Annotated in this window: 10 protein-coding genes; 6 read left to right on the top strand and 4 right to left on the bottom strand. The window is 73.8% G+C overall.

Annotated elements, in window-relative coordinates; genetic code table 11:
- The first annotated feature begins 26 nt into the window (after window positions 1-26).
- From AB0I29_RS25720 to AB0I29_RS25695, 6 genes are all read left to right on the top strand, one after another.
- Window positions 27-1,703: a CTP synthase gene (locus AB0I29_RS25720; RefSeq protein WP_285101945.1), complete on the top strand. Its 1,677-nt coding sequence runs from the start codon at window positions 27-29 to the stop codon at window positions 1,701-1,703.
- A 37-nt stretch (window positions 1,704-1,740) separates the two neighbouring features.
- Window positions 1,741-2,373 carry an NUDIX hydrolase gene (locus tag AB0I29_RS25715; RefSeq protein ID WP_020012930.1) on the top strand — a complete coding sequence of 211 codons (633 nt, stop codon included), beginning with the start codon at window positions 1,741-1,743 and terminating at the stop codon, window positions 2,371-2,373.
- Between the two features lie 197 nt (window positions 2,374-2,570).
- Window positions 2,571-3,335 carry a DUF4230 domain-containing protein gene (locus AB0I29_RS25710; protein ID WP_357486884.1) on the top strand — a complete coding sequence of 255 codons (765 nt, stop codon included), beginning with the start codon at window positions 2,571-2,573 and terminating at the stop codon, window positions 3,333-3,335.
- Between the two features lie 75 nt (window positions 3,336-3,410).
- Window positions 3,411-4,394: a hypothetical protein gene (locus AB0I29_RS25705; protein WP_285101947.1), complete on the top strand. Its 984-nt coding sequence runs from the start codon at window positions 3,411-3,413 to the stop codon at window positions 4,392-4,394.
- Window positions 4,395-4,568: 174 nt separating this feature from the next.
- Window positions 4,569-5,750, top strand: a complete 1,182-nt coding sequence (locus AB0I29_RS25700; protein ID WP_357486882.1) for an FAD-dependent monooxygenase — start codon at window positions 4,569-4,571, stop codon at window positions 5,748-5,750.
- Between the two features lie 90 nt (window positions 5,751-5,840).
- Entirely contained in the window at window positions 5,841-9,533 is a 3,693-nt protein-coding gene (locus tag AB0I29_RS25695; protein ID WP_357486880.1) for a BTAD domain-containing putative transcriptional regulator, read from the top strand.
- A gap of 120 nt (window positions 9,534-9,653) precedes the next feature.
- Here the strand turns inward: AB0I29_RS25695 and AB0I29_RS25690 are convergent, their stop codons facing one another.
- From AB0I29_RS25690 to AB0I29_RS25675, 4 genes are all read right to left on the bottom strand, one after another.
- A complete protein-coding gene (locus AB0I29_RS25690) occupies window positions 9,654-10,475 on the bottom strand; it encodes an ABC transporter permease (RefSeq protein WP_357486878.1) in 822 nt (273 codons plus the stop codon).
- Window positions 10,472-11,476, bottom strand: coding sequence for an ATP-binding cassette domain-containing protein (locus tag AB0I29_RS25685; RefSeq protein ID WP_285101951.1), 1,005 nt, complete (start codon window positions 11,474-11,476; stop codon window positions 10,472-10,474). Before AB0I29_RS25685 ends, AB0I29_RS25690 begins: the two co-directional genes overlap by 4 nt.
- A gap of 87 nt (window positions 11,477-11,563) precedes the next feature.
- Entirely contained in the window at window positions 11,564-12,487 is a 924-nt protein-coding gene (locus AB0I29_RS25680; protein ID WP_357486875.1) for a COX15/CtaA family protein, read from the bottom strand.
- Between the two features lie 152 nt (window positions 12,488-12,639).
- Window positions 12,640-13,854, bottom strand: a complete 1,215-nt coding sequence (locus AB0I29_RS25675) for a S8 family peptidase (RefSeq protein WP_357486873.1) — start codon at window positions 13,852-13,854, stop codon at window positions 12,640-12,642.
- Between the last annotated feature and the right edge of the window lie 219 nt (window positions 13,855-14,073).

The raw sequence follows: 14,073 nt of genomic DNA, 5'->3' as shown, positions 1-14,073 counted from the left end.
CCGTACCTCGTTTAGGATGGAGTTCCGTGGTCGAACACCGAAGCAGTCTCCAGTCCCGTCAGCGGTCCGGCGCCTCCACGCCGACCAAGCACATCTTCGTCACCGGTGGTGTGGCGTCCTCTCTCGGCAAGGGTCTGACGGCGTCGTCACTCGGCCGCCTGCTCCGTTCCCGTGGCCTCAGCGTCACGATGCAGAAGCTGGATCCCTACCTCAACGTGGATCCCGGCACCATGAACCCGTTCCAGCACGGTGAGGTCTTCGTCACGGAGGACGGCGCCGAGACCGACCTGGACATCGGGCACTACGAGCGCTTCCTCGACGTCGAGCTCCCCGCCTCGTCCAACGTGACCACCGGCCAGGTGTACTCGCGTGTCATCGCCAAGGAGCGCCGCGGCGAGTACCTGGGCGACACCGTTCAGGTCATCCCGCACATCACCGACGAGATCAAGTTCCGGATGCGCGAGCAGGCGTCCGACGACGTCGACGTGATCATCACGGAGATCGGCGGCACCGTCGGCGACATCGAGTCGCAGCCCTTCCTCGAGTCCGCCCGCCAGGTGCGGCACGAGCTCGGCCGCGACAACGTGTTCTTCCTGCACGTCTCGCTGGTGCCGTACATCGGCCCGTCGGGCGAGCTGAAGACCAAGCCGACGCAGCACTCCGTGGCAGCGCTGCGCTCGATCGGCATCCAGCCCGACGCCATCGTGCTGCGCTCCGACCGCGTGGTCCCCGAGAGCATCAAGCGCAAGATCGCGCTCATGTGCGACGTCGACAACGAGGCAGTGATCAACTGCGCCGACGCGCCCTCGATCTACGACATCCCGCGCGTCATCCACTCCGAGGGCCTGGACGCCTACGTGGTGCGCCGCCTGGGCATGCCCTTCCACGACGTGGACTGGGACGGCTGGAGCCGCCTCCTGGAGCGCGTGCACGAGCCCGAGCACAACGTCGAGGTCGCGCTGGTCGGCAAGTACATCGACCTGCCCGACGCCTACCTGTCGGTGACCGAGGCGCTGCGCGCCGGCGGCTTCGCGAACGACGCGAAGGTGGCCATCCGCTGGGTCGCCGCCGACGACTGCCAGACGCCGGAGGGCGCCCAGGCCTCCCTCGAGGGTGTCGACGCCGTGCTGGTGCCCGGCGGGTTCGGCGTGCGCGGCATCGACGGCAAGGTGGGGGCGCTGCGCTGGTCGCGCGAGAACCTGGTGCCGACCCTCGGCATCTGCCTGGGCCTGCAGTCGATGGTCATCGAGTACGCGCGCAACGTGCTGGGCTGGGCCGACGCGTCGTCCACCGAGTTCCACCCGACCAGCAGCCACCCCGTCGTGGCGACCATGGCCGAGCAGAAGTCGATCGTGGAGGGCGAGGGTGACATGGGCGGCACCATGCGCCTGGGCGCCTACGAGGCGCAGCTCACCGCCGGCTCCGTGGTGGCCAAGGCCTACGGCAGCGAGAAGGTGACCGAGCGCCACCGCCACCGCTACGAGGTGAACAACGCGTTCCGCGTCGAGCTGGAGGAGGCCGGCCTGCTGATCTCCGGCACGTCCCCCGACTCGTCGCTCGTGGAGTTCGTGGAGCTGCCCGCCGAGACGCACCCGTACTTCGTGTCCACGCAGGCACACCCCGAGTTCAAGTCGCGCCCCACGCGGGCACACCCGCTGTTCGCGGGCCTGATCGCGGCGGCGCTCGAGAAGCAGTCCTCATGAGACCGGGGATCGTCGGCAGGCGCGGCGGAGGGACAGCATGAGCAGCGACGAGGTCACGGACGTCATCGACCCCCGCCCCGCGCGGCGGCTCGACGTACCGTTCCAGGGTTTTGTGGTCGACATGGTCTCCGACGAGGTCGACCTCGGTGAGGCCGGCGGCATCGTCCGGCGCGAGTACGTCGACCACCCCGGCGCGGTCGTCGTCGTGGCGCTGACCGACGACGGCAACGTGCTGCTGCTGCGCCAGTACCGGCACCCGGTCGGCGCCTTCCTCTGGGAGGCGCCCGCCGGCCTGCTCGACCTGGACGGCGAGGACCCGCACGTCGCGGCGGCCCGCGAGCTGGCCGAGGAGGCGGACATGAACGCCGGCTCATGGGACGTGCTCCTCGACCTGCTGCCCACGCCGGGCGGCAGCAACGAGGCCGTCCGCGTGTACCTGGCACGCGACCTCACGCCCGTGCCCGACGACGAGCGGCACACGCGCGAGGCCGAGGAGGCCGACATGGTCGTGGTCCCGGTGCCCCTGGAGGAGGCCGCGGCGCTGGCGCTCGCGGGCCGGCTGCACAACGCGGCGACGATCGCGGGCGTGCTGGCGGCGGCGATCGGGCGGGCCTCCGACTGGGAGACGTTGCGCCCGGTGGACTCCCCGTGGGAGTACCGCAAGAACTGAGTTCTCGCTGCGGGGCGGGGCCGGCCAGGGTGGTCGGCAGAACGTCAGGTATTCGGCAATTCGAGGTGCCGATCTCCTGACGATCTGCCGACCACCTGCTGTTTGCCGCGTGCTTGCCGCGCGGGTGTCAGTGGGTGCGGCTAGCGTGGTTTCTGGCGGGAGATATGTCTGGTATCTCCCCGGGAAGGGGCGCGGCGATGACGGGCACCGAGGTGCAGACCGAGCAGGTGGGTTCCAGGACCGAGCAGGCGCCGTCCGGCAGCGGGCCGACGCCGGGCGAACCGCGCCGCAGGATGTCCGCCGGGATGGCGGGCGTGCTCGGGTTCGTGCTGGGCGCGGCGCTGACCGCCGGACTCGTCGCGGGCGCCGTCTCCGCGCTGCGCGACGACTTCCGCGACGCGATCTGGCGGACGCTGCTCGACGGGCTCAACCCGTTCACGACGGGCCAGGTCGACCGGTCCGAGACGCCGGTGCTGGTCAGCATGCACGACCTGGCGCGGTTCGTGGCGGCCGAGGCGCAGTACGAGGTGCTGGTCGACCTGGAGAACGACGTGAGGTACGTGCCGAGCTGGCTCGCGGGGGAGCGGATCGTGCTCGCGGTGAACGGCTCGGTCGACGCGTACGTGGACTTCCGGGACCTGGACGAGGACGCGATCGAGATCTCGGACGACGGCACGACGGTCACCGTCACGCTGCCGGAGCCGGAGCTCGCCGAGCCCCGCATCGACCTCGACGCCAGCCGCGCCCTGACGGAGGACCGGGGGCTCGTCGACCGCGTGGGTGATCTCTTCGACGCCGACACGGACGCCCGCCAGGAGGCGCTCGCGGCGGCCCAGGACCGGATCTCGGACGCCGCGGCGGGCTCCGACCTGGACGAACGGGCCCGCGCGAACACGACCGCGACCCTCGAGGCGATGTTGTCCCCGTTGGGGTACGACCAGGTGGTGGTCGAGTTCGGGTAAGTGTCCGGGTAAGTCGCGAAGGTCGCTCACCGGGCGTGTCATAACGGCGTCACCGGGCTGCGCTATTCTCCCCGCGTGACCAGCGAACCCGACATGCTTCCCAACGTTTCGTCCCTTCCGGCGTGGCTCGTTCCGTCCGTCTACCTCAACTGGTCCGAGGACTGGCTGGGCGAGGCGGTCGCCATCGCGAGCCGGAGCCACGAGCACCGCCTGCCCGGCGGCGCGGACGGCCCGCAGCGTGGTGACGTCGTCGTCACCGTCGTGGGTTCCGAGCCGGGCATCGTCGCCGCGGTCGAGCTCATGGGCGCCAGCCAGGGCGAGGACTGGGTCAGCGACGAGGTCTTCGGCCCGGACAAGCCCGTGGTCTGGGACGACCTCTTCAACGGCGCGGCCGCCTACGCGCGCTCGTCCGGCTGGCTGCCGCAGGAGCACGCCCGCCTGGTGCTCGACGGCATCGCCCACCAGTACAAGCACGGCGCGACCGGCACGCTCGACGCCGGCAACTGCGAGACCGACGAGCTGTCGCCCAACCTGCACGTGCTGCGCCTGCTGGGCCACAAGCAGGTCTCGGGCACGGACCTGCGCCGCGAGGAGCGCTGCGCGTCGTGCGAGCGGTTCGTCGACGTCATGCAGCTGCGCCCGCACGACGACGGCGCCCACACCGGTCAGACCGGCGAGCGTCCCCTGGCGGACCTCATCGAGCAGACCTTCCTGGTGTGCGGCCCGTGCCACGCCCTGCTGCACCCGCACGCGGTGCTGTCGCAGCGCGCGCAGATGCGCCCGTCGTGCCCGTCGTGCGGTCAGCGCGGCGCCACCAAGCGCATCGTGTGGGGCCAGACGATCCACGACAACATGAAGCTGGAGCCGGACGTCGTGTACGGCGGCTTCGACACCCCGGTGCCGACGCCGGACTGGTACTGCCCGGAGTGCTACGCGAACTTCTCGTCGGGCGCCGTGGCGCAGCGCGCCCTGGGTGACGTGCCCGACGCCGTCCCGGTGGGGGTCGGCGCCGTCGGTACGCCCGCGAACGGCGAGGACCTCTGGGTCCCCGAGGTCTGAGCCCTCGCACCCGCTCGACGTGTCAGACCTCCAGGTCACCCCGGTGACCTGGAGGTCTGACACGTTTCGGAGCCGCTCCGCCGCCGACCGGCAGCTCCTCGCGGTGGGGAAAATAGTTGGAGGCGGTCCCGGACGGGAGGCCCGCCGCCCGTTCTCGGAGTGTCGGGAGGACTCATGAGCAGGAGCGCGATCGTCGTCGGAGCAGGGATCGCGGGACTGACCGCTGCCAACGCGCTGACACGCTGCGGGTGGGACGTGCGGGTGCTGGAGCGCTCGCCCGAGCCGCGCACCACCGGCGCGGGCATCGTGCTGCTCGCCAACGCGCTGCGCGGCCTCGACGCCGCGGGTGTGGGCGACGCCGTCCGCGCCGTCGGGCAGCGGGCCTATCCCGGCACGCTCCGGGACGGCGCGGGACGCGCCCTGGTGCACGTCTCGGCGGAGCAGATCGCCGCCCGGCTCGGCACGGTGGCCATCGCCTTCCACCGGCCCCGGCTCCAGGAGGCGCTGCTCGACGGGCTCGGCGACGTGGAGGTCACCTACGGTGCCGCGGCAGCGGCCGTCGACCCGGGCGACGCCGCGCGGCCGGCCGTGGTCACGCTCGACGACGGCACCACGCTGGGCGCCGACCTCGTGGTCGCCGCCGACGGCGTCCGGTCGCGCCTGCGCGCCGCCGTCGCGCCCGACGCCGCGGAACCGGTCTACGTCGGGTCGACGACCTGGCTCGCCGTGCTCGACAACCCCGGGATCACCGAGATGTCCCAGACCTGGGGCCCGGGCGGCGAGGTGGGCCTGATCGCGCTCGGCGACGGGCGGCTGTACTGGTACGCCACGCAGGTGGGCCCGGCGGGGCGGCCCACCGGGGACCCCGCCGCCGACCTGGCCGCCGCGCGCGCCGCGTTCGCCGGCTGGCACGACCCGATCCCGCAGGTGCTGGCGGCGACCACGCCCGAGCAGGTACAGCAGCTCGACCTCTACGGGTTCCCGAAGCCGATCCCGCGCATGGTCCGCGGCCGGGTGGCCCTGGTCGGCGACGCCGCGCACGCCATGCCGCCGAACGTGGGCCAGGGCGGCTGCCAGGGCATCGAGGACGCCGTCGTGCTGGCGGCGTCGGTGTCGGGTGGCTCTGGTGGCGACTCCGTGGTCGACGGGCTGGCGGCCTACGACCGGGTGCGCCGGCCCCGGACCTCCGGGGTGCTCCGCGCGGCGTGGGCGAGCGCGCGGATCGGCGAGCAGCTGGGTAACCCCGCGCTCGTCGGGCTGCGGAACGCGGCACTGCGTGCGCTTCCCGCCCGGGTCATGCTCGACGGCATGTCGCGGTTCGCGAGGTGGACCCCGCCGACGCTGCCTGCGGGGTGACTTCCGCCGGCGCCGTGCCGACCTGACGCTGCTGGTCCGCGGTGGGAGTACAGGGGCGTCGGCCCAGGTGCACGGCTTAGAGTGGCGCGCATGCAGCACGTCGACCCCGGCCCCCCGACCGGAGCGCTCGGGGAGCACCCGGTGGTGGCGGTTCTCGGGCCGGTGGCCGTGCTGTCCGACGCCGGTCCGGTCGCCCCACGCGGCACCCGCGCAGCCGCTCTCGTGGTGCTGCTCGCGCTGGCCGCGCCCCGGACGGTCACGGTGTCGGCCCTGGTCGACGCGCTGTGGGCCGACGACCTGCCCGCCAACCCGCGTGCGGCGCTCCAGAGCCTCGTCTCCCGGCTGCGCTCGCTGCGTCCGGACGTCGTGCGGTTCACCTCCGCGGGGTACGCGCTGGGCGGCCCGAGCGACCTCGACCGGGCTCGTGCGGCCGTGACGGAGGCGCGGGAGCTCCTCGGGTCCGCACGTGTCGCGGGGTCGGACGGCGGCGCGGCACACAGCGCGGTTGGCACTCCCGGCACGTCCCGTGGCGGAGTAGCGGCGGCCGCCGTCGTCGACGCCGCCCTCGCGCTCTGGCGCGGAGAGCCCGGCGACGGGCTGGACGACGTGACACCCGGCCTCGCACAGGAGCTGCGGGACACCGCCGGACGGCTCCGGGACGAGCTGACCACCCTGCGCCGTCGGGCCGCCGCGGCCGCGGGGGACGCCGCGACCGTGACCGTCCTCGGCAGCGCGGCCCTGGCCGCCGACCCCCTCGACGAGGACGCGGCGCGCGACCTCATGACGGCGCTCACGGCCACGGGGCGTCCCGACGAGGCATCGCGAGTGTTCGGACGGTTGCGGCACGCCCTGGTCGCGGAGCTCGGCACCGACCCCGCGCCCGACCTCGTCGCGCTGCACGCGCGCATCGCCGCGGCGGCGTCAGGCGTGGACAGCACAGCGGGCACGACGGGCGCTTCCGGCACGGCGTCGGTCCAGGGTGTCGACGGTGCCCCGCCGACCGCCGTCGAACCGCCGCCGGCCGCCGGGCGCACGACCGCAGGCCGGTTCGTGCGCGGGCTGCGCGCCGCCGCCACGCCGCTGATCGGGCGCGCGGACGACGTGCGCGCCGTCGTGGGCGAGCTCACCCGGCACCGGCTGGTGACGATCCTCGGCGCGGGCGGGCTCGGCAAGACCCGGCTGGCCCAGGAGGTGGCGCGCACGGTCGCTGAGGACCGGGCCACGACGCCGTCGGACCCGCTGGACGGGCTCTCGATCGCGGTCGCCGAGCTCGCGGGCGTGCGCACCGACGACGACGTGGCGCTCGCGATCGCCGACGGGCTCGGGGTGTCGGCGGTGGGTTCCGCGCGCCTGTCCGACCGGCTGCTCGCCGGCGACCTGCACGACCGCATCGTGGAGCGGGCCCGCACCGCCCGCACCCTCCTCGTGCTGGACAACTGCGAGCACGTGCCCGACGGCGCCGCCCGCTGGGCGGACGTCCTGCTCTCCGCCGCCCCCGGCCTGCGGATCCTGACCACGAGCCGTGCGCCCCTGCAGGTCGCCGCGGAGCAGGTGTACCCGCTGGCGCCGCTCGCCTCGGGCGGTGCGCGAGGCGCGGGGTCCGGGACCGGACGCGGCCCGGCCGCCGAGCTGTTCCGGCAGCGGGCGCTCGCGGCGCGGCCCGGGGCCCAGCTGCCCGACGCCGTCGTCGCCCGGCTCTGCGACCGGCTCGACGGGCTGCCGCTCGCGATCGAGCTGGCCGCGGCACGCGTGCGCACCCTGTCGGTCGAGGAGATCGAACGGCACCTTGACGCCCGGTTCGCCCTGCTGCGCGGCGGCGACCGGACCGTGCCCGACCGGCACCGGACGCTCGAAGCCGTCATCGAGTGGAGCTGGAACCTGCTGGAGCCGTCGCAGCGCGAGCTGTGGCGCCGGGTCTCCGTGCTGCCCGACGGGCTGTCCGCCCACGCGGCCGCGGCCCTGGGGCGGCTCGTGGTGGACCCGGCCGCCGGCGCCTCGGCGGGGACGGCCGCCGGCGCCGCCGTCGAACCCGAGGGAGAGCCCGCGCCCGGCCCGGGCGATGTACCGCCCGAGGGGCTCGTCCCGCTCGACGTGCTCGACGACATCGACGGACTCGTGACCCAGTCCCTGCTCGTCGTCGAGGAGGACCCCGGGCTGCGGGGCCCGGGCGGGGGAGTGCACCGGCCTGCCCCGGTGCGCTACCGGATGCTGGAGACGGTCCGGGAGTTCGGCCTGCTGCGGCTCGCCGAGGCGGGCGAGGACGACGCCGTCCGCGACGCGCTGCTGAGCTGGGGCATGGGTGTGGCGCGCTGGTGCACGTCCCGGCTGCTCGGGCCGGAGCAGGTGGCCGCGGTCGACCTCCTGCGGCGCGAGCACGAGAACCTGCTGTTCACGATCCGTCAGGCGGCGCGCGCGGGCCGGCAGGACGTCGTCGTCCACGGCTTCGTCGCGCTCGGCGGGGCGTGGACCCTGCGCGGTGCGGAGGAGCGCGCGGCCGACCTGGCGCCCGCCGTCCTCGACGCCGTCACGGGCCGGACCGTCCCGGCGGCGGACGCGGACATGACCGCGCTGGCGCTGGCCTACGCCGCGGCCACCACGGCGTTCTCCGGGATCACGGGCAACCTGCGGGCGCTGGCCCGGCTCCGGCGCGTGCTGCGCGACCACGGCGACGCGGTGGGACCGCGGACCCGCGCGGTGGCGAGCATGCTGCTGGCGCCCGCACCGGGCGCGGTCCTGGAGCTGCGCGGCTCGGACGACCCGCTCATCGCCTTTCTCGCCCACCTCGTCGCCTCGCAGGAGGCGGAGAACGCCGGGCGGCTCGACGAGGCGCTCGACGGCGCCGAGCGCGCCTACCACCTGGCCCAGGGCATCGGCGACGTGGCGAGCCGGGCCGGGGCCGCGATGTTCCTGGCCACCACGGCGTTCGGGGCCGGGGACACGCGGACCGCGAAGCACTGGTCGCGCGTGGCGCGGGAGGGCCTGACGGTCATCGGGGCCGACGGCGCGATGCGGCAGCTCGACTGGGTGGACCTCGGTACCGCGATCACCGACGGTGACCTGGCCGGGGCCGAGCGGATCTGCGCGCGGGTCGAGCGGGCCGGACAGGACGCCGACCAGTCCGAGCGCGGGGGAGACGAGTCGCGGGCCGTGGTCCGGGCGGGCCGGGCCGAGATCGCCTGGGCGCAGGGTGACGCCGCCGGGGCGCTCGACCTGTACGAGCAGGCGGTGAACGTCTTCGCGGACCTGCCGGGCGTCGCCGACGACGCGACGTCCGCCGGCCCGGGATCGCCCGCGGCGCCCGCCGTCGGGCCGCCCCCCGCGGGCCGCGGGGACCCGTCCCCGGCCGCGCCGTGGGCGGTGATCGTGGGGTCCGCCTGGATCGTGCGGCTCGTCGACGCCGGGCACGACGTGCGGGCGCGGCAGGTGGCCGACGTCGTGCGGCGTCGTGCCGTGCGGCTGTACCGGGAGTGGATGCGCCACGTGGCCGACCACCCCGTGCTCGGCACGGTGTGCCTCGCCGTGGGCGCGGTGCTCACGGCGGGTCCGCGGCCCGACGCCGCCGTCGGGCTGGAGCTGCTCGCCCTGGCCGAGGCACTGGGCTCGCGGCAGGACTTCATGGCGCTGCGGCGCGAGCCCGTCCTCGCCGCGGCGGCCGACCGGCACGGGCCGGACGCAGTGGCAGCGGCGCGGGCCAGGATCGCGGCGATCCCCCGCGACGACCTCGCGGAGCACGCCCTGACGACCCTGGAGAACCTGTCCACGGCGGAGCTGGTCGCCGGCTGAGCCCGGCTGGGCTGGTCGTTCCGGGTGGTTGAACGTAGGGATCGTCGCTCCATGAGCAGTCATGGGGCGACGATCCCTACGTTCGACGCCGCGCAGCCGTCCGCGGCGGGCAGCGGCCGGTCAGGCCTTGCGCAGGTAGCTGCGGACCGCGCTCGGGGCGAAGATCACCACGACCACCGCCGCGCTCAGCAGCGTCCAGCCCACGTCGGCCGTGACCAGGCCCTCGTTCGCGAGGGACCGCACGGCGGAGACCAGGTGGGACACCGGGTTGACCTCGACGAACGCCTGCATCCAGCCCGGGAGGGTGTCGACCTCGACGAACGCGTTGGACAGGAACGTCAGGGGGAACAGGACCATGAACGACACGCCCTGCACGAACGTGGCCGAGCGCGCGATCACGCCGATGTAGGCGAAGATCCAGCTCAGCGCCCAGGCGCAGACGATCACGAGCAGGCCGGCGAGCACCACGCCGCCGAAGCCGCCACCGGGGCGCCAGCCCATGACCAGGCCGGTCAGGAACGTGATCGTCGTCGCCACGAGGTACCGGACGGTGTCGGCGAGCAGGGCGCCGGCCAGCGGCGCGATGCGCGCGATCGGCAGGGAGCGGAACCGGTCGAACACGCCCTTGTCCATGTCCTCGCGCAGCTGGACGCCGGTCACGACGGACGCCGTGATCACCGTCTGCGCCAGGATGCCGGGGATGATCAGCGGCAGGTAGGCACCGACGCTGCCGGAGACCGCGCCGCCGAACAGGTACGTGAACATCAGCGTGAAGATGATCGGCTGGAAGGTCACGTCGATGAGCTGCTCGGGGGTGTGCCGCACCTTGAGCAGGCCGCGGTACGCCATGGTGAACGACTGGGAGACGGTGGCGGCCAGGCCGACCCGGGCCGGCTGGATCGTGGCGGTGTGCGGCACGGGGGCCAGGGTGGCGGTGCTCATGCGGTCACCTTCTCGGTGTCGTTCCGGGTGTTCTCGGGGCTGCCGGCGGCGGGGGCGTCGTCGGACGCCGCGTGGCCGGTGAGGTTCAGGAAGACCTCGTCCAGGGTCGGCTTGTCCAGGCTGACGGAGTCGATCGGCACCCCGGCGTCCCGGAACCGGACCAGCAGGTCCGCGACGGCCTCGGCGTGGGGGACCGGCACGGTGACGCGCAGCCCCTCCGGCGCGACGGCGCCCGCGGCGCCGAAGACCTGCTGCACCAGGCTGAGCGCGGTGCCGAGGTCGTCGGCGTCGGCGAGCCCGACCTGGAGCGACTGGGCGCCGACGGTGGCCTTGAGCTCGTCGGCGGTGCCCTCGGCGACCACCGTGCCGCGGTCGATGACCGCGATCCGGTCGGCGAGCTGGTCGGCCTCGTCGAGGTACTGGGTGGTGAGCAGCACCGTGGAGCCGTCCGCGACCAGGCGGCGGATCGTGTCCCACATCTGGTTGCGGGTGCGCGGGTCCAGGCCCGTGGTGGGCTCGTCCAGGAAGATGAGCGGCGGCCGGGCGATCAGGCTGGCCGCCAGGTCGAGCCGGCGGCGCATGCCGCCGGAGTAGTTGCGCAGCGGCCGCCGGGCGGCGTCGGTCAGCGAGAACTCCTCCAGGAGCTCGGCCGACTTGGCCCTCGCGGCGCGTGCGGACAGCCCGAGCAGCCGCCCGAAGACCACGAGGTTCTCGGTGGCGCTCAGCGTCTCGTCGACCGACGCGTACTGGCCCGTCACCCCGATCAGGGAGCGTACGGCGGCGCCCTCGCGGGCGATGTCGTGGCCGAAGATGCGGGCCTCGCCGCCGTCGGGCCGGAGCAGGGTGGCGAGCATGCGGATGGTCGTGGTCTTGCCCGCGCCGTTGGGCCCGAGCACGCCGTAGACGGTCCCGGTGCGGACGGTGAGGTCGACGCCGTCCACGGCGCGGTTGTCGCCGAAGATCTTGACGAGGCCCTGTGCCTCGATCGCGTTCGTGTTCATGCCCCCAGCGTGCGGGGGGCCGCTCGCACGGGACTGTCAGACCGCTGTCACGGCGCGCTCACCGTGCGGTTCGGCGCGGACGCGACGTCAGCGCACCCGCGTCGTCAGCCACACGCGGGTGGTGCCCGCGATGAGCGCGGCCGCGCCGATCATGTGCAGCCCGACGAGCAGCTCGGGCAGGTCGGTGAAGTACTGCACGTACCCGATCAGGCCCTGCGCCAGCGTGATGACGAGCAGGATGACGGCCGCACGGCGCACCTCGGCCGGGCCGCGACGGACCGCCACGAGGAAGGCGGCCAGGGCAGCCAGGAACACCCACACCGCGGCGGCGTGCCACCTGGTCAGGAGCGCCGGGTCGATGGCGAACCGGTAGCCCACCTCGGAGTCGCCGCTGTGCGGGCCGGCTCCGGTGGTCAGCACGCCGAGCACGACCACGACGGCGGTCAGCCCGGCCAGGGCCCACGCGAGGGTGCGCACGCGCGGCGGGACCACGAGCCGCGGGGCGCCGTCGCCCTCGCCGTGCCGGTGCAGCACGTACAGGGACACGGCGACCAGCGCGCCGGAGACCGCGAAGTGCAGCGACACCCAGCCCGGGTGCAGGTGGAGCAGCACCACGATGCCGCCGATCAGGGCCTGCATCATCACGCCCACGATCGGCGCCAGGCCGAGCATGCGGTAGGACGCCGTGCGCTTCAGGTCGGTGCACACCAGCACCGCGAGCAGCACCGCGACGACCCCCAGCACGCCCGTCAGCGTGCGGTTGCCGAACTCGATGTAGGGGTGCAGCGTCGTCGCCTCGTGGAACTGCGGCGTGAAGCTGCCCGGCTCGCACTGCGGCCAGGTGGAGCAGCCCAGGCCCGAGTCCGTGAGCCGCACGGCACCGCCGGTCCCGATGATGCCGATCTGGCCGATCAGGTTCGCGATCAGGACCGCGCGGGTCCAGTGGCGAAAGCGGTCCACGCGGCCGGGGAGCGCGTCGAGCCAGGAGACGGGGGCGGCGGGTGCGGTCACGGGTCCCACGCTAGTGCCCGACGACGGCGCCGCCTCCCGTGCTGGTCCCGCACCGGGTGTGATTCTTTGCCGACTAGCTGTCAGGAACGCCACAGGGGCCCCGGCGCGATGCCGGGACCCCTGCGTGACCGTGACGAGGAGGAGCTGGACGGTCAGAGACCGCTGACGTTGAGCAGCAGGTTCGGCGAACCGGTGCCCGGGTCGGTCACGGCGTCCTGCACCGCGGCGCCCGTGAGGGCGTCACCGACCTCGGCGGGCGTCGCGCCCGGGTTGCCGCCCAGCACGAGCGCAGCGGCGCCCGCGACGTGCGGCGTGGCCATCGAGGTACCGCTGATGGTGTTCGTGGCGGTGTCGCCGGTGTACCAGGCCGACGTGATGTCGGTACCGGGCGCGAAGAGGTCCACGCAGGTGCCGATGTTGGAGTACACGGCGCGGGCGTCCGTGTCCTCGGTGGCGCCCACCGTGAGGGCCTCCGGCGTGGAGCCCGGCGAGCCGTCGCAGGCGTCGGCGGCGTAGTCGTTGCCGGCCGCCAGGGCGAAGGTGACCCCGTCCGCGACGGCCTCGGACACGGCGTCGTTCACGGCCTGCGAGAAGCCGCCGCCGAGCGACATGTTGGCCACGGCCGGTTCGCCGGCCTGGTGGTCGGCCGTCACCCAGTCGATGCCGGCGATGACGCCGTCGTACGTCCCGGAACCGCCGCAGTCCAGCACCCGGACCGCGACGAGCGAGACGTCCTTGGCGACGCCGTAGGACGAGCCGCCCACGGTGCCCGCGACGTGCGTGCCGTGGCCCGCGCAGTCCGTGGCGTCGTCGTCGTTGTCCACGGTGTCGGTGCCGCTGACCGCGCGGCCGCCGAAGTCCTCGTGGGTGGTCAGGATGCCGGTGTCGACGATGTACGCCGTCACGCCCGAGCCCGAGTTCCCGTAGGTGTACGAGTCGTCGAGCGGCAGGCTCTCCTGGTCGATGCGGTCCAGGCCCCAGGAGGGGACCGGCGACTGCGTGTCCGTCGCGGTCATCACCCGGTTCTGCTCCACGTACGCGACGGACGGGTCCGCCTCGAGCCGCTCGGCCTGCGCCGCCGACATCGACGCCGAGAAGCCGCGCACCGCGTTGGTGTAGGAGCGCTGCACCTCGCCGCCGTACTCCTGCACCAGGCCGCTGGCCGCGGCCCGGACCTGGCCCTTGCTGACACCGCTGTCCTTGAGGACCACGATGTACGAGTCCTCGATCAGCGCGCCCGCGACGGGCGCGGGTGCCTCGTCCGGCGTCGCCGAGGCCACGGCTGCTGCCGCCGGGGCCGCCGCGAGGGCGATCGCGATACCGGCGCCGACGATCAGCCGACGACGGTTGCTGTGAGTGGAAGTCACGCTGCCTCCCTGGGGAATGTAGGTGAAGTAGACCCTAAATGGGCATATTTCACCCGCATACCCTACGAATTGGTCATACTCCCCGGGTATGGGGTTGGGGATTTACTTACCTAAACCGGGCAGGGAGCATGCGTTGCATGGCCTGCGTTGTAATGCCCGCGTTGCAGGGCGTGGCGGTGGGCTCTGCTGTGCCGTGACTTCGGCAGTTGGCCCGTGGGT

It is taken from the genome of Promicromonospora sp. NPDC050262, assembly GCF_040655935.1.
In the GTDB taxonomy this organism is placed as follows: domain Bacteria; phylum Actinomycetota; class Actinomycetes; order Actinomycetales; family Cellulomonadaceae; genus Promicromonospora.
The sequence above is the reverse complement of the archived record's forward strand: the minus strand, read 5'-3'. Positions and strand labels throughout refer to the sequence as shown.

What these genes read in the sequence shown, in the direction of transcription:
- AB0I29_RS25715 (WP_020012930.1), top strand. Translation starts at nt 1,741, where the DNA reads ATGAGCAGCGACGAGGTCACGGACGTCATCGACCCCCGCCCCGCGCGG.
- AB0I29_RS25710 (WP_357486884.1), top strand. Translation starts at nt 2,571, where the DNA reads ATGACGGGCACCGAGGTGCAGACCGAGCAGGTGGGTTCCAGGACCGAG.
- AB0I29_RS25700 (WP_357486882.1), top strand. Translation starts at nt 4,569, where the DNA reads ATGAGCAGGAGCGCGATCGTCGTCGGAGCAGGGATCGCGGGACTGACC.
- AB0I29_RS25695 (WP_357486880.1), top strand. Translation starts at nt 5,841, where the DNA reads ATGCAGCACGTCGACCCCGGCCCCCCGACCGGAGCGCTCGGGGAGCAC.
- AB0I29_RS25690 (WP_357486878.1), bottom strand. Translation starts at nt 10,475, where the DNA reads ATGAGCACCGCCACCCTGGCCCCCGTGCCGCACACCGCCACGATCCAG.
- AB0I29_RS25685 (WP_285101951.1), bottom strand. Translation starts at nt 11,476, where the DNA reads ATGAACACGAACGCGATCGAGGCACAGGGCCTCGTCAAGATCTTCGGC.